The organism is Erwinia sp. OLFS4, assembly GCF_002752165.1.
GTDB lineage: Bacteria > Pseudomonadota > Gammaproteobacteria > Enterobacterales > Enterobacteriaceae > Izhakiella.
In genome coordinates this window covers 83656-99677 of record NZ_MOMB01000047.1, presented here as the reverse complement: position 1 = coordinate 99677, position 16022 = coordinate 83656, and the positions used below count along the sequence as shown (strand labels likewise).

The following is a 16022-nucleotide window of genomic DNA, read 5'->3' as shown; positions in this document are numbered from 1 at the left end:
CTGGCCCATAAACGTATCAGGATTGACCGCCCATGACTCAGACACTCAGCCAGCTTGAACATCACGGTGCTTTTATTGCGCGCCATATTGGTCCTTCTGTCGCAGAACAGCAGGCGATGTTGCAGATTGCTGGCGTGGATTCCCTGGATGAACTGACCGCCCGCGTTGTGCCGGCCGACATTCAGCTGCCGGCCCCCCCCGCTATCGGCGACGCGCTTCCCGAGCATCTGGCGCTGGCTGAACTGAAAGCTATTGCCAGCCAGAATCAGTGTTATAAATCCTTCATCGGTATGGGGTATTGCGCGGTGCTGACGCCGCCGGTGATCCTGCGCAATATGCTGGAAAATCCCGGCTGGTATACGGCTTATACTCCTTATCAGCCTGAAGTATCGCAGGGCCGGCTTGAAGCATTACTGAATTTTCAGCAGGTGACTATCGATCTGACCGGGCTGGAGGTAGCTTCGGCTTCGCTGCTGGATGAAGCCACTGCAGCGGCGGAAGCGATGGCGATGGCCAGACGCATCAGCAAGCTGAAAGGGGCCAGTAAATTTTTTGTCGCGGATGATGTACACCCGCAAACGCTGGATGTCATTCGCACCCGGGCAGAAACCTTTGGTTTTGAACTGCTGGTGGATCAGGCCGATAAAGCGCGCGATCATGCCGATCTGTTTGGCGTGCTGCTTCAGCAGACAGGCACCACCGGTAAGGTGCATGATTATCGTTCACTGATAGACGAGATGAAAGCGCGTAACGTGGTGGTCAGCGTAGCCGCCGATTTTATGGCTTTGGTCATGCTTGATGCCCCAGGTAAACAGGGTGCCGATATTGTGTTTGGTTCTGCTCAGCGCTTTGGTGTCCCCATGGGATACGGCGGGCCTCACGCCGCGTTCTTTGCCGTGCGGGATGAACACAAACGCGCAATGCCGGGACGTATTATCGGGGTTTCCCGTGATGCTGCTGGCAATACCGCACTGCGCATGGCAATGCAGACCCGTGAACAGCATATTCGCCGGGAAAAAGCCAATTCTAATATTTGCACATCGCAGGTCCTGCTGGCCAATATTGCCGGATTGTATGCGGTATATCATGGTCCGGACGGCTTGCGGCGTATTGCCACACGTATTCATCGGCTGACGGATATTCTGGCCGCGGGCCTGCGGCAAGCCGGGCTGACGCTGCGTCACAGTAGCTGGTTTGACACTCTGACCGTTGAGGTGGCAGACAAAGCCGCAGTATTAAATCGTGCGCTCAGTTTTGGGGTCAATTTACGCAGCGACGTGCTGAATGCGGTTGGCATTACCCTGGATGAAACCACCTGCCGTGAAGACGTGGCTACGTTGTTTGCGATTCTGCTCGGTGACCACCACGGTTTGAGTATTGATAAACTTGATGCCGCAGTGGCGCAAGGTCCGGCGTCGATCCCGGCGGCCTTGCTGCGCCAGGATACAATCCTGACTCATGCGGTTTTTAACCGCTATCATAGCGAAACTGAGATGATGCGCTATATGCACCGCCTTGAAAAAAAGGATCTGGCCCTTAATCAGGCGATGATCCCGCTTGGCTCCTGCACCATGAAGCTCAATGCGGCGGCAGAAATGATCCCGGTGACCTGGCCGGAATTCGCCGGGCTGCATCCCTTCTGTCCGGCCAGCCAGGCGGCGGGTTATCTGCAGATGATAGCGCAGCTGTCGCAATGGTTACTGCAATTAACCGGTTACGACGCGCTCTGTATGCAACCAAATTCCGGTGCCCAGGGCGAATATGCTGGCTTGCTGGCGATTCGTCGTTACCATGAAAGCCGCCAGCAGCAGCGCCATATCTGTCTGATTCCGGCCTCGGCTCATGGCACTAACCCTGCTTCAGCGCAAATGGCGGGGATGAGCGTGGTGGTGGTCGCCTGCGATAAACAAGGCAATATTGATCTGCACGACCTGCGGTTGCAAGCGGAAGCGGCGGGCGATGCGCTCTCCTGCATTATGGTGACCTATCCCTCGACCCACGGCGTGTATGAAGAGACAATCCGTGAAGTGTGCCAGATTGTCCACCAGTATGGCGGTCAGGTGTATCTTGACGGCGCAAATATGAACGCTCAGGTTGGGATTACCACGCCGGGTTATATCGGTGCCGATGTATCACATCTGAATCTGCATAAAACGTTCTGTATCCCTCATGGCGGTGGTGGCCCTGGTATGGGGCCGATTGGCGTAAAAGCGCACCTGGCGCCTTTTGTGCCTGGTCACAGCGTGGTACAAATTGACGGTATGCTGACGCAGCAGGGCGCCGTTTCTGCGGCGCCGTTTGGCAGTGCCTCAATCCTGCCAATCAGCTGGATGTATATTCGCATGATGGGGGCAGCGGGGCTGCGTCAGGCCAGCCAGGTTGCGATACTTAACGCAAACTACATTGCGGCACGTCTCAGTGACGCCTACCCGATACTTTACAGCGGACGCGATGGCTGTGTCGCCCATGAATGTATTCTTGATATCCGTCCGTTGAAGGAGCGCACCGGTATCAGCGAACTGGACATCGCCAAGCGGCTTATCGATTACGGTTTCCATGCGCCGACCATGTCATTCCCGGTAGCGGGGACGCTAATGGTGGAACCCACCGAGTCGGAAAGTAAAAGCGAACTGGACCGTTTCATTCACGCGATGCTGGCGATTCGTGCGGAAATCGATCGGGTGGCGGCAGGCGAGTGGCCGCTGCAGGATAATCCGCTGGTTAATGCCCCCCATACTCAGCGGGAAATTGCCGGTGAGTGGTCACATCCATACAGCCGCGAGCTGGCTGTTTTTCCGGCCGCTAGTGAGAATAAATACTGGCCGGCGGTCAAACGCCTTGATGATGTGTTTGGTGACCGCAATCTGTTTTGTGCCTGCGTGCCCGTTGCCGATTATCAGTAATGGCAGCCAGCGCCTGAAGCCCGGTTTATCCGGGCTTTGTTACGGCTGAGTTTTGTCTGTAATGATTATTGTTGCGACGCGCTGTTAACCGATGTTAACCACGCCGGAGGGACTGTTTTGGCATGTTGCCGGCTATTTCTTTCGCGCACACTTGTCGTCTGAAATCGTACTCAGGTAAGCTGAAAGCAATACGACACAGAAATGACATGAGCGTGGAGTACAGTCAGATGGCCGATGATTCACTACTGGGGAAGGGGTATTCGCTGGCTGAAGAGATTGCTAATAGTATCAGTCACGGTATCGGCTGCATTCTCGGTATTGTCGGACTGGTGTTGTTGATCGACCAGGCGGTGGAACTGAAAGCCGGTACCACGGCAATTGTCAGCTATTCGCTGTATGGCGGCAGTATTATTTTGCTGTTTCTTGCTTCAACCCTCTATCATGCCATTCCCCATGCAACAGCAAAACGCTGGCTGAAAAAATTCGATCACTGTGCGATTTATCTGCTGATAGCCGGCACTTATACGCCGTTTTTACTGGTTGGTTTGCGGTCGCGTCTGGCCCATATTCTGCTGGTGGTGGTCTGGTTACTGGCCCTGCTGGGGGTTATTTTTAAGCTGGTGTTTGCCCATCGCTTTAAAGCATTGTCGTTAATAACCTATCTGGTGATGGGCTGGCTGTCGCTGATTATGGTTTATCAGCTGGCGATGAAGCTGTCGCCGTGGAGCGTGGCGTTACTGGCTATTGGTGGCGTGGTGTATTCGTTAGGGGTGATTTTCTATGCCAATGAGCGCATCCCCTATAACCACGCGATCTGGCATGGATTTGTGCTGGCTGCCAGCGCCTGCCATTTTTTTGCCATTTACCTCTATGTTAAATAAGCCGGGGAGCTGGCCCCGGCAATCTCAGTCTTCTTCTGTCAGGCGGTATGGCAGTGGTTGAATATGCAGCAGGCCCTGTTCATCACCCTGGACACGTAACACGGTTTCCGGCTGCAAATCGTTGTTCAGAACGGCCTGAAGCCAGAGCTGTCCATCGTCGAGCTGCACTGCGCTGAGGATAGTGCCGGTGCGACGCCAGTTTTCTCCCAGCTGCATCTCCAGCGCATCACCACTTTGTGGTATCCGGCCCGCCTGGCCAGCCAGCCAGTACAGTGCGCGCTTATTGGCTCCGCGATATTTTGCCCGCGCCACCATTTCCTGTCCGGTGTAGCATCCCTTTCTGAAACTGATGGCATCAAGTGCCTGCAGGTTGACCGCCTGGGGAATAAACTGCTCGCTGTTGGCGATGTCGATAATCGGCAGCCCGGCTTCAATATCCAGCGCCAGCCACTGCTGGCTGTTATTCAGGCACACGTCCTGGCCAAGGGCTTGCTGCAGCGCGCCGGCTTTTTCTGCCGATAACACCAGCAGGAAGCGCGCTTCAGGCTGACTGAAGAACAACAGGGTGGTGTCATCTTCCGTGACCACCTGATTTTCCGCATCTGGCAGGGTGGTAAAGAGTTGACTTAAGGCCGCTTTGGCGCCGAAGCCTGCCACGCCAAGCAGGACAACATCTTCTGCCGGGCTGAGGGTTAATTTGGCAAAAATGGCATATTTTTTCAGCTCAGCCAGCTGTTTTTCTTCAACGCTACGCCGCACCAGATAGGCCAGCTGCTCACCCCGCCAGAACAGGCGCAGGTTGCTCCACATTTTTCCCTTTGCATCGCAGTGAGCAACCGGGCGATGCTGATGTTTTTGCAGCGCCGCAACGTCCAGCGTCAGTTGTCCTTGCAGATAACTGACAGCATCCGGTCCACTCACGTTCACCAGTGCCCACTCTTCCAGAGAAATAAGCGTAAGAGGCAAACGGGTGGAGGCTGCAGGCTGACGGGGTGGAAAAGCGAAACGGGTCATGGTGTTATCCTGAATCAGTCGGAAACGAATAAAATCTGTTTCAATGGTAAAAGAGCTGGCTGTCTTTGCAACCCGTTTCCCCGCTTTTGGCACAAATCGCCTGATGCCCGCCAGGTTTTTGTGGCTTTGCGGCCGGCGCCGCAAAGTGGGGATTTGTCCTTCATGAGGCGCTAAAAAAAGCGCTACACTAGGCCATCATTTTAGACAGCAGGAGCAACCCGGTTTGGATATTCATGATAAAGCACGTATTCACTGGGCATGTCGTCGCGGCATGCTGGAGCTTGATATATCCATCATGCCTTTCTTTCGTTATGAGTATGACACCCTCAATGACAGCGATAAACAGCTGTTTATTCGTCTGCTGGAGCAACCGGATCCGGACCTGTTTAACTGGCTGATGAACCATGGTGAACCCGACGATAGCGGGCTTAAACATATTGTTTCTCTGATTCAGCAGCGTAATCAGCAACGTGGTCCGCTGGCAATCTGAACTGCGGGTTTCCCGCTGGGCTCAGTGGCTGACTTTGCTGTGGCACGGCGTTGCGTCGCTGGCACTGCTACTGGCCCCCTGGCCTGCGCATTTGCGGCAGGTTTGCGTGGTGCTGCTGCTTGCAGTTGTCGCTGAAAGTGGCTTCAGCCTGTGGCGTATTCACCGGCGCTGCGGTGGTATTAGCCTGCTGGCGGGGGACCAGCTGTGCTGGCACAATCAGCGCTGGGATTGTGTCGGACGGCCCTGGATGGGTCAGCAGCTGATTTTGCTCAGGCTGCGCACGGCGTCTGGTAAACGGGAGAACCTCTGGCTGATGCGGGACAGCCTTTCCACTCGCCACTGGCGGCGCCTGCGGCTACAGTTGCTCAATCCGCCGGCGGGCGAGCGGGCTACAGCCGATCGGCCAGTTCAGTAAGAATCTGTTCACACCAGGATGCCAGTCTGCTATCGCTCAGGTCATACTGATTGACATCATCGAGAGCCAGGCCGACGAACTGCCTGCCGTCGGCGGTCAGAGGTTTGCTGCTGGTAAATTCATAACCTTCGTTAGGCCAGTAGCCAATAAACCGGACGCCCATCGGTAACAACAAGTCATGCAGCATGCCGAGGGCGTCAAGAAACCACTCGCCGTAACCCAACTGGTCACCCATGCCATACAGCGCCACCAGTTTGTCGCGCAGGTCGAGCTGAGGAATACGGTGCCAGATGGCTTCCCAGTCTTCCTGCAGTTCACCAAAATCCCAGGTTGGAATACCCAGAATCAGAAAATCATAGCGGGTCATCAGCGCCGGATCGTCATCTTTCAGGTTGTGCAGGGTAACCAGTTCTTCGCCAATAATATCGCGGATTTTTTCCGCCGCCATTTCGGTATAGCAGGTACTTGACCCGTAAAACAGACCGATTTTCATGGTAAAAAAACTCTGTAACGCATTCGCCTGTGCCGATTGTATCAGAATTGCTTGCTTCTGAGGCATAATGCGTAGCAGAGTCGCCATGATCATGACGGCGAGTTACCTGGCAAAGGAAACCAAATGGACGACCGCGCGTTAACCGAACAGTTTCTTGACGCGATGTGGATCGAGCGTAATCTGGCGCACAATACCCTGGCCGCTTATCGTCAGGATCTGCAAACGCTGACTGACTGGCTGGCGCACCACGATGCGACGCTGATCAGCGTTGACAGTCTGACGCTGCAACAGTTTCTTGCTGAACGTCTGGAGGGGGGCTACAAAGCGAGCAGCTCTGCCCGTCTGCTGAGCGCAATGCGGCGTTTATTTCAGTACCTCTGGCGGGAAAAAATGCGCGACGATGACCCCTGCGCGCTGTTGTCATCACCGAAACTTCCGCAGCGTTTACCCAAAGATCTTAGCGAGGCGCAGGTTGAACGTTTATTGCAGGCCCCCGGCCTTGATGACCCGGTTGAACAACGGGATAAGGCTATGCTCGAGTTACTGTATGCCACCGGGCTGCGGGTCAGCGAACTGGTGAGTCTTACCCTGAGCGATGTCAGCTTACGTCAGGGGGTCGTACGTATTATTGGTAAAGGTAACAAAGAGCGGCTGGTACCGCTGGGCGAAGAAGCCGTGTACTGGATCGAACAGTTTATGACATACGGGCGACCCTTGTTACTTAACGGTCAGACGATTGATGTGTTGTTTCCCAGTAAGCGGGCACAGCAAATGACACGACAAACTTTCTGGCATCGAATTAAATATTACGCCACACTGGCAGGCATTGACGGTGATAAGCTTTCACCGCACGTGCTGCGTCATGCTTTTGCGACACATTTGCTTAATCATGGCGCGGATTTGCGCGTGGTACAGATGTTATTAGGTCACAGTGACTTATCAACCACGCAAATTTATACGCATGTTGCCACCGAGCGGCTGCGTCAGTTACATCAACAGCATCATCCCCGGGCGTAGCGCGCCCGTATGTGCCGCAAGAGACGACACGGATGTGAATAAAGGAACCATCATGAAAAAAACCTATTTGCTGCTTTCTCTTCTGCTGGCGATGGCCGGCGGAATCGCCCATGCCGATGACGCAGCGATTCAGCAATCGTTGCGTAAACTGGGGTTGCAGCAAACAGAGATTCAGCCTTCACCGTTGCCGGGTATGAAAACGGTGTTATCGGAAAGTGGCGTACTCTATGTGTCTGAAGACGGTAAACACTTCATTCAGGGGCCACTGTATGATGTCAGCGGCAACCATCCGGTGAATGTCATCAATCAGCTCCTCGATAAAAAAGTGGAAGCGCTGAAGTCGGATATGATCGTGTATAAAGCGCCAAAAGAGCAGCATGTCATTACCGTGTTTACTGATATAACCTGTGGTTACTGTCGTAAACTGCATTCACAGATCGCCGACTATAACGCGTTGGGGATTACCGTGCGTTATCTGGCTTTCCCGCGCGAAGGGCTGACTGGTGAAGTGGAAAAACAGATGAAATCTATCTGGTGTGCGGCCGATCGTAATAAAGCTTTTGACGCCGCGATGAAAGGCAGCGCCCCGCAGCCGGTGGCCTGCGATCTTGACCTCAGCCGGCAATATAAGCTGGGTATCCTCTACGGTATTCAGGGGACGCCGGCTATCCTGCTGCAAAATGGTACCCTGATCCCAGGCTATCAGGGACCTCAGGAACTGAAAACCTTTCTTGATAGCCAGAAAAGTGGCAGTGAATGACAAACGGTTTTACTACCCGGCTCCGTCGCCGTCAGGCGGCGGCGGTTAGCTGGCAGAATGACTCTCTTTCCCCGCTACTTTATCGTTTGTATGCTCAGCGTGGTGTTGCCGATCTGCGCGAGCTGGAACGCGGCGTAAAATATCTTCATCCTTATCACAGCCTTCACGGTATTGATGCGGCCTGTGCCATGTTGCAGCAGGCGCTGGCGGATAATCAGCGCATTATGGTGGTGGGGGATTTTGATGCTGACGGCGCCACCAGTACCGCGTTAACCGTGCTGGCGCTACGCAGTATGGGGGGGCGCAATGTTGAATTTCTGGTTCCGAATCGCTTTGAGGATGGCTATGGCCTGAGTCCGGAAGTGGTGGGGCAGGCTGCGGCCCGCGGTGCACAACTGATTGTCACCGTTGACAATGGCATTTCATCGCATGCCGGCGTGGCCTGCGCGAATCAGAAAGGCATTCCGGTGCTGATAACCGACCACCATCTGCCAGGGGACACGCTGCCGGCAGCGGCGGCGATTGTTAATCCGAACCTGGCGGCATGTGAATTTCCTTCACCTGCGCTGGCGGGGGTGGGCGTGGCGTTTTACCTGATGCTGGCTCTGCGTGCACGTCTGCGTGACAGTGGCGTCACTACGCTGCCTAATCTTGCTGCACTGCTTGACTTGGTGGCACTGGGAACCGTGGCCGATGTGGTGCCACTGGATGCCAATAACCGTATTCTGGTCTGGCAGGGGCTGAGCCGTATACGCGCCGGGCAGTGCCGTCCGGGCATCCGGGCATTGCTTGAAATTGCCCGCCGCGATCTGCGATCGCTGGTGGCCAGCGATCTCGGTTTTGCCCTCGGACCACGCCTGAATGCGGCCGGACGGCTTGACGATATGTCGGTGGGTGTATCATTGCTGCTGACCGAAGATCTTGCCGAAGCGCGCATGCTGGCTGCAGAGCTGGATGCCTTAAACCAGACGCGCAAAGAGATAGAACAGGGAATGCAATCTGAAGCGCTGGCGCTGTGCGATAACATTGAAGACAGCAGCGAAGCGTTACCTTACGGCCTGGCTATTTATCATCCGCAGTGGCATCAGGGGGTGATAGGTATTCTCGCCTCACGTCTTAAAGATCGCTTTCATCGTCCGGTGATTGCGTTTGCACCCGCAGGTGAGGGCATTCTCAAAGGTTCGGGGCGCTCAATTCAGGGGCTGCATATGCGCGATGCGCTTGAGCGGCTTGACACGCTCAACCCCGGCCTGATCCTGAAATTTGGCGGTCATGCTATGGCTGCAGGATTGTCACTGGAGGCGGCAAAGTTTGATGATTTTCGTCAGCAGTTTTCGGCGTTAATGCACCAGCAGCTTGATGAAACAGCGCTGGAAGGCATTATCTGGTCAGATGGTGAACTGTCTGCCGGGGAGATGACGCTGGCGACGGCTGAAATGCTGTGTGAAGCGGGTCCCTGGGGGCAGGGGTTTGCCGAGCCGCTATTTGACGGTAAATTTACGCTGTTGCAACAGCGGCTGGTGGGGGAGCGTCATCTTAAAATGATGGTCGAGCCTGTTGGCGGTGGCCCGCTACTGGATGGCATTGCCTTTAACATAGACCCCTCCTGCTGGCCGGATTCCAGCGTAAAGCAGGTTGAACTTGCCTATCAGCTGGATATCAATGAATTTCGCGGTCAGCGTACTCTTCAGCTGATTGTTGAGCATATCTGGCCGTTGTGACGCTGCGTTTATTCTGCACACTGGCTGTTCCCGGATAGCCGCTGGCAGCGGTGTATGCTGCCAGCCAAAGTCGAATCGGACGCGATAATTTACCCAACCACATTTTGTCAGCCGGCTTGCAATGACAATGCTACAATCCTGCGCGACTTTCGGGTAAAATCACCGGTTACTTTATTGTCATATCGACCAGCAAAAAGATCCCAAAGTCATGTTTGAAATTAATCCGGTAAAATATCGCATTCAGGACCTCAGCGAACGCTCCGACGTTCTTAGGGGGTATCTTTGACTACGATGCCAGAAAAGAACGTCTGGAAGAAGTAAGCGCCGAACTGGAACAACCCGACGTCTGGAATGAACCCGAGCGCGCTCAGGCGCTGGGGAAAGAACGCTCCGCGCTGGAGGCTATCGTCCAAACTTTTGACCAGCTGCAGCAAGGTCTGGAAGATGTCGCTGGTCTGCTTGAACTGGCGGTGGAAGCCGAGGACGAAGAGACCTTTAATGAAGCGGTCGCTGAACTGGATGGTCTGGATAAGAAACTCGCAGAACTTGAGTTTCGCCGCATGTTCTCCGGCGAATATGACAGTGCAGATTGCTACCTCGATATTCAGGCGGGATCGGGCGGAACCGAAGCGCAGGACTGGGCCAGCATGCTGTTGCGTATGTATCTGCGCTGGGCTGAAGATAAAGGCTTCAAAACGGAAGTTATTGAAGAATCAGAGGGCGAAGTGGCCGGCATAAAATCGGCCACTATCCGTATTCAGGGTGATTATGCATTCGGCTGGCTGCGTACTGAAACCGGGGTGCATCGTCTGGTGCGTAAAAGTCCCTTTGATTCCGGCGGCCGGCGTCACACCTCTTTTAGCTCTGCTTTTATTTATCCGGAAGTGGATGACGATATTGATATCGACATTAACCCGGCAGACCTGCGTATTGATGTTTATCGCGCTTCCGGCGCCGGTGGCCAGCACGTCAACCGGACTGAATCTGCGGTGCGTATTACGCATATTCCTACCGGCACCGTCACCCAGTGTCAGAACGACCGTTCTCAGCATAAAAACAAAGATCAGGCCATGAAGCAGATGAAAGCGAAGCTTTACGAGCTTGAGATGCAGAAAAAAAATGCGGAAAAACAGGCGCTGGAAGAGACCAAATCTGATATCGGTTGGGGCAGCCAGATCCGTTCATACGTTCTTGATGATTCCCGCATTAAGGATCTGCGCACCGGCGTTGAGACCCGTAATACTCAGAGCGTACTCGATGGCGATCTGGATCGTTTTATTGAAGCAAGTTTAAAAGCAGGGTTATAAGGAACCGATATGTCTGAACAACAACCGCAGGGTGCTGATGCCGCACTCGATCTCAACAATGAGCTAAAAGCTCGCCGTGAAAAGCTGAGCACGCTGCGTGAAAATGGCATTGCATTTCCGAATGATTTTCGCCGTGATACCACGTCAGACAAACTGCATGCTGCCTGGGATGACAAACAGAACGAAGAACTGGAAGCGCAGGGGATAGAGGTCAGCGTTGCCGGCCGAATGATGACCCGCCGTATCATGGGAAAGGCCTCTTTTGTCACCTTGCAGGATGTCGGCGGCCAGATTCAGCTTTATGTCTCGCGAGATGACTTGCCGGAAGGCGACTATAACGAGCGTTTCAAGAAATGGGATCTCGGCGATATTCTCGGCGCCCGTGGTAAGTTGTTTAAAACAAAAACCGGTGAACTGTCTATTCATTGCAGCGAACTGCGCCTGCTGACTAAAGCGCTGCGTCCGTTACCGGATAAGTTCCACGGTCTGGCCGATCAGGAAACGCGCTATCGTCAGCGCTATCTCGACCTGATTGCCAATAATGAATCCCGTTCCACCTTCAAAATTCGTTCAAAAATAATGGCCGCAATCCGCCGCTTTATGGTTGACCGCGATTTTATGGAAGTGGAAACGCCAATGATGCAGGTCATTCCCGGCGGTGCCTCAGCGCGACCTTTTATCACTCACCATAATGCGCTGGATATTGATATGTATCTGCGTATTGCCCCGGAACTCTATCTGAAACGTCTGGTGGTTGGCGGGTTTGAACGGGTTTTCGAAATTAACCGCAACTTCCGTAACGAAGGTATTTCACCGCGCCATAATCCCGAATTTACCATGATGGAACTCTACATGGCCTATGCGGATTATAATGACCTGATCGCGCTGACCGAGAGCCTGTTCCGCACCCTGGCGCAGGAAGTACTGGGTAGTCCGCAGGTGGCTTACGGTGAATATACCTTTGACTTTGGTCAGCCATTTGCAAAGCTCACCATGCGTGAGGCCATCAAAAAATATCGCCCTGAAACCGTGCTTAGCGACCTGGATGATTTTGACAAAGCGGCTGCCATTGCCAGGGCAATCGGCATTAAGGTTGAAAAAAGCTGGGGACTGGGCCGCGTTGTGACCGAAATTTTTGAGGAAACGGCAGAAGCACATCTGATTCAGCCTACCTTTATTACCGAATACCCGGCGGAAGTCTCTCCGCTAGCGCGCCGGAATGATGTCAACCCGGAGATTACCGATCGTTTTGAGTTCTTTATTGGCGGGCGTGAAATCGGTAACGGCTTCTCCGAACTCAATGACGCGCAGGATCAGGCTGAGCGTTTCCAGCAGCAGGTCAATGCCAAGGATGCTGGTGATGATGAAGCCATGTTTTATGATGAAGATTATGTGGTTGCTCTTGAGCATGGTATGCCGCCGACAGCCGGTCTCGGCATCGGTATTGACCGTCTGATCATGTTGTTTACCAACAGCCATACTATCCGCGATGTGATACTGTTCCCAGCCTTGCGCCCGCAGGGCAGATAAGCCTTTGTTACAGGGCCGGCGTTTGCCGGCCCTGTGTGCCTGTACTGGCCAGACGCGTGATCCCGCCTGGTAAACTGCCTTTTTCACGACGATTCTGCTGACGGCCGTGCAGATTTTTCCGCCGTTATTTTCTCCATCACCGCGTAGAGCTGTGGTGCGCTAAAGCCATAGTTTTTGTCACTGACTGACAGCGCAAAACGCCGTTGTATCACGTCATACAGTGTTGCCGCATCCGGGATGACGTATTTTTCCGTTGCCCGGTGTTGTGATTTATGTGACAAAAGAAAGTTGTTCAGGGTCAGTCTGCTGCCGTCCGGCAAATGACGGCACATAATCAGGTTATGGCGAAAACGTGAATCGGGCCAGTGTGCAACATAGAAGTTTGCCATCACATAGTCGGCATCATACTGCTGGCTTAAATCGAACGCATACATGGTCTGCCAGCGTCCGTCTATCTCAATTTGCAGCGTCCACTGGTTATTATTGTTAACCAGCCGGTAGGTATTATGGCGGGTCTGTTGCACTGTTCCGGCTTGTAAGGGTATCGGTGCCGTCAGCGTATTACCGCCAAAGCCAGCATCGACGATCCAGGGATGGTTTCCCAGCTCGGTAAGCAGCAGACGATGGGTGCGTGCTGGCGGGGCCACCGGGTCAGATATCAGCACTCTTGCCATTAAGCTGCGCACCGGAAACCCGATTTCATGCAATACGCGCTGAAGAAGGCCACTGTGTTCATAACAGTAACCGCCGCGTCCGGCAGCGATCAGTTTCGCTTCAATTGAGCGGCAGTCCAGCTGAATTTCCCGACCGAGCAAAACATCCAGATTTTCAAACGGGATGGCGTCACAATGATGGATAACCAGTTCACGTAGCGTATTGACAGACACCTCAGGGGTTGCAGTCCACCCAATACGAGAGAAGTAACGGCTTAAAAAATCATTCATCTAATCAGTCCCTGTTTGATTACTGCTGTGAAAATTCACGCCTGTTCCTGTCGCGAGAACACTGTTTTCAGCTGGCACCTACTGTTACATCCTTGTCAGATAAGGTCCATACCCAAAAATGCGTCTGGCTGTGCCGGTCGGCTCTTTGTCATGCCGTGGCTGAACGTCGGTGAAAATGCCCAGGGCCGGGCCGCATGCTGGTAGCCGCAGGGAAAGGGATCGCTGCGGTTTTTTGTCAGCAGGTCAGGCCAGGGTGCTATTGTTGCATTTCAATCAATAGTTTATTGCTAGTGCCGGGCTGTCACCCGCTCTCCGGCTATGGTTAAATGACTTCTTCTGTGATAGAGATCAAAAAAATCTGCGTTAATTACCTTTGTTGCAACCCTTTAAGGGGGGCATAAGTCAAATCTAAACTGGAGCCTGTGAGATGCCTGTTTCATTGCTGGCACTGGCGCTGAGCGCCTTTGCCATCGGTACCACTGAGTTTGTCATTATGGTACTGTTACCGGAAGTGGCTGGCGATTTGGCAGTATCAATTCCTGCAGCGGGCTGGCTGATTAGTGGTTATGCGCTTGGCGTGGCTATCGGCGCGCCAATTATGGCATTGCTGACTGCCAACCTGCCGCGTAAACGCACGCTGCTGTTGCTGATGACGATTTTTATTATTGGTAATCTGCTGTGTGCCCTTGCATACAGTTACCATCTGCTGATGCTGGCCAGGGTGATTACCGCGCTGTGTCACGGGGCTTTTTTTGGCATTGGCGCGGTGGTGGCAGCCGGACTGGTCGCGGTGAACAAGCAGGCGCAGGCGGTAGCACTGATGTTTACCGGCCTGACGCTGGCAAATGTACTGGGCGTACCGCTGGGTACCTGGTTTGGTCAGCTGTTTGGCTGGCGGGCAACTTTCTGGGCGGTTTCGGTGATTGGCGTGCTGGCATTTATTGCCCTGATTGTCAGTCTGCCGGCCAACCGGGATGAAAAACCCTTGCATCTGGCCAGCGAAATCCGGGCACTGGCCAACGGCAGGCTGCTGCTGTCACTGTTGATGACCGTCTTTTTTGCTGCCGCCATGTTTGCCCTGTTCAGCTATATCGCGCCGTTGCTGTTGCAGGTTACCGGGGTCAGCGATCGGGGTGTGAGCTGGACGTTGTTCCTGATTGGGGCCGGGTTGACGGTCGGCAATGTGCTGGGGGGACGGCTGGCAGACTGGCGGCTCTCTTTTAGTCTGATTTTGTGCTTTGCGCTGATTGCCCTGTTTTCACTGGCCTTTAGCTGGACCAGCCATGCCCTGTGGCTGGCGGAAATCACATTGTTTTTCTGGGCAATGGCGACGTTTGCCACCGTGCCGGGACTGCAAATCAACGTTGTGCGCCATGGTGCGGATGCGCCTAATCTGGTTTCAACGCTGAATATTGCCGCGTTTAATGTCGGTAATGCCTTCGGCGCCTGGCTCGGTGGTGCGGTAATCGATGATGGTTTGGGGTTAACCGCCGTACCGGTGGCGGCAGCCGTTATGGCATTACTCGGCTTATGCCTGTGCCTGCTGACATTTCGTCAGCAGCGGGGTAATCGTTCTGCTATTGCCTGTGCGGATTAAGCAACTGCTGCAACCGCTGTTCCAGCGAGCCGATATGCGTTTGCAAATGCTCACTAAACGCGCTGACCAGCGCTGAAGCGGGACGATGGCTGGGATGAATCAGGCTGACGGTGAAAGGCACTTCAATGCTAAAACGCCGCACCGCCAGCCTGCTGTCGGCGTAATCAAGGGCTGTCAGTGGATTCACTACAGAAATACCGCTACCGGCTTTCACCATGGCGCATACCGAAGCGGCACTGTGGGTTTCCATCACCATTCTGCGTTGTACCTGATGCTGGCTGAATAACGCGTCCAGTAAGTGACGGTAGCTGTCATGGCGCGACAGACTGACGTAATTTTCGCCCTGAAAATCCTCCGGGCTAAGTACTGTTTTAGCGGCCAGCGGATGCCCTGCCGGCAGCACACAGACTTCATTGCTGGTAAAAAGCGGAGTGCGCCGGGTGCCAGCCGGCGTCTGGCTGGTTTCTGTCAGTCCCAGATCATAGCGTTGGGCTGATAGCCATTCTTCCAGCAATGGTGATTCCTGCGAAATAATATTCAGGCTGACTTCCGGGTATTGTGCCATAAATGGCTGGCATAGCTGCGGCAGTAACGACTGCGAAAACACCGGCAGACAGACCAGCGACAGTTCCCCCTGGCGAAACGCTTTTAATCCTTCCGCCGCGCTACGTATCCGATCCAGCCCATACCAGGAGCGTTGTACCTCTTCGAACAACAGCAGTCCTTGTGCGGTGGGCAACAGACGGCCTTTACTGCGACTAAACAGGGCGAAACCCAGCAGTTTTTCCAGACGTGCCAGTTCGCGACTGACGGTTGGCTGCGAACTGTTGAGCAGGCTGGCTGCCGCCGTTACGTTCCCGGCCGTCATGACCGCATGAAAGATTTCTATATGCCTTAAGGTTATGGCCGCCATGCTGCGCTTGTTCCATATCATAAATGAATAGTTTGGC

At 54.0% G+C, this 16022-nt stretch carries 14 protein-coding genes; 10 read left to right on the top strand and 4 right to left on the bottom strand.

Translation table 11 applies throughout. The annotated features are described in order from the left end of the window. The first annotated feature begins 32 nt into the window (after positions 1-32). On the top strand, positions 33-2903 hold the full coding sequence (gene gcvP, locus BL249_RS09050; protein WP_099707234.1) for an aminomethyl-transferring glycine dehydrogenase: 2871 nt from the start codon (positions 33-35) through the stop codon (positions 2901-2903). Between the two features lie 206 nt (positions 2904-3109). Next, on the top strand, positions 3110-3784 hold the full coding sequence (gene trhA / locus BL249_RS09045) for a PAQR family membrane homeostasis protein TrhA (protein ID WP_446717732.1): 675 nt from the start codon (positions 3110-3112) through the stop codon (positions 3782-3784). A 24-nt stretch (positions 3785-3808) separates the two neighbouring features. Here the strand turns inward: trhA and ygfZ are convergent, their stop codons facing one another. Then, complete coding sequence (ygfZ, locus tag BL249_RS09040) at positions 3809-4798, bottom strand: tRNA-modifying protein YgfZ (protein ID WP_099707320.1); 990 nt, start codon at positions 4796-4798, stop codon at positions 3809-3811. 223 nt (positions 4799-5021) lie between these two features. Here ygfZ and sdhE point away from each other — a divergent pair, with 223 nt between their 5' ends. Next, positions 5022-5288, top strand: a complete 267-nt coding sequence (sdhE, locus tag BL249_RS09035) for an FAD assembly factor SdhE (protein WP_099707235.1) — start codon at positions 5022-5024, stop codon at positions 5286-5288. Continuing rightward, positions 5269-5703, top strand: a complete 435-nt coding sequence (locus BL249_RS09030) for a protein YgfX (RefSeq protein ID WP_099707236.1) — start codon at positions 5269-5271, stop codon at positions 5701-5703. The genes sdhE and BL249_RS09030 overlap by 20 nt, the downstream gene beginning before the upstream one ends. Here BL249_RS09030 and fldB read toward each other — a convergent pair. Further along, on the bottom strand, positions 5678-6196 hold the full coding sequence (gene fldB / locus BL249_RS09025) for a flavodoxin FldB (protein WP_099707321.1): 519 nt from the start codon (positions 6194-6196) through the stop codon (positions 5678-5680). The two genes, BL249_RS09030 and fldB, sit on opposite strands and share 26 nt — an antisense overlap. Positions 6197-6319: 123 nt before the next feature. Between fldB and xerD the strand changes: the two genes are divergently transcribed. The 5 genes from xerD to lysS all read left to right on the top strand — a co-directional run bounded on the left by xerD (position 6320) and on the right by lysS (position 12531). Next, the gene (xerD, locus tag BL249_RS09020; protein ID WP_099707237.1) at positions 6320-7213 is read left to right on the top strand and encodes a site-specific tyrosine recombinase XerD; all 894 of its coding nucleotides are present in this window, start codon (positions 6320-6322) and stop codon (positions 7211-7213) included. 52 nt (positions 7214-7265) lie between these two features. After that, positions 7266-7973 (top strand): bifunctional protein-disulfide isomerase/oxidoreductase DsbC, encoded by a 708-nt coding sequence (dsbC, locus tag BL249_RS09015; RefSeq protein WP_099707238.1) that lies wholly within the window; start codon positions 7266-7268, stop codon positions 7971-7973. Beyond that, positions 7970-9694 carry a single-stranded-DNA-specific exonuclease RecJ gene (gene recJ / locus BL249_RS09010; protein WP_099707239.1) on the top strand — a complete coding sequence of 575 codons (1725 nt, stop codon included), beginning with the start codon at positions 7970-7972 and terminating at the stop codon, positions 9692-9694. The genes dsbC and recJ overlap by 4 nt, the downstream gene beginning before the upstream one ends. Before the next feature lie 208 nt (positions 9695-9902). Beyond that, a protein-coding gene (gene prfB, locus BL249_RS09005) for a peptide chain release factor 2 (protein WP_099707240.1) occupies positions 9903-11001 on the top strand; the annotation gives its coding sequence in 2 pieces (ribosomal slippage) (positions 9903-9977 and positions 9979-11001; 1098 coding nt in all). 9 nt (positions 11002-11010) lie between these two features. Then, complete coding sequence (lysS, locus tag BL249_RS09000; protein WP_099707241.1) at positions 11011-12531, top strand: lysine--tRNA ligase; 1521 nt, start codon at positions 11011-11013, stop codon at positions 12529-12531. An 83-nt stretch (positions 12532-12614) separates the two neighbouring features. Here the strand turns inward: lysS and BL249_RS08995 are convergent, their stop codons facing one another. Continuing rightward, positions 12615-13475, bottom strand: coding sequence for an arylamine N-acetyltransferase (locus BL249_RS08995; RefSeq protein ID WP_099707242.1), 861 nt, complete (start codon positions 13473-13475; stop codon positions 12615-12617). 427 nt (positions 13476-13902) lie between these two features. Between BL249_RS08995 and BL249_RS08990 the strand changes: the two genes are divergently transcribed. Further along, a complete protein-coding gene (locus BL249_RS08990) occupies positions 13903-15072 on the top strand; it encodes an MFS transporter (RefSeq protein ID WP_099707243.1) in 1170 nt (389 codons plus the stop codon). Here BL249_RS08990 and BL249_RS08985 read toward each other — a convergent pair. Continuing rightward, positions 15053-15985: a LysR family transcriptional regulator gene (locus BL249_RS08985; RefSeq protein WP_099707322.1), complete on the bottom strand. Its 933-nt coding sequence runs from the start codon at positions 15983-15985 to the stop codon at positions 15053-15055. The two genes, BL249_RS08990 and BL249_RS08985, sit on opposite strands and share 20 nt — an antisense overlap. Between the last annotated feature and the right edge of the window lie 37 nt (positions 15986-16022).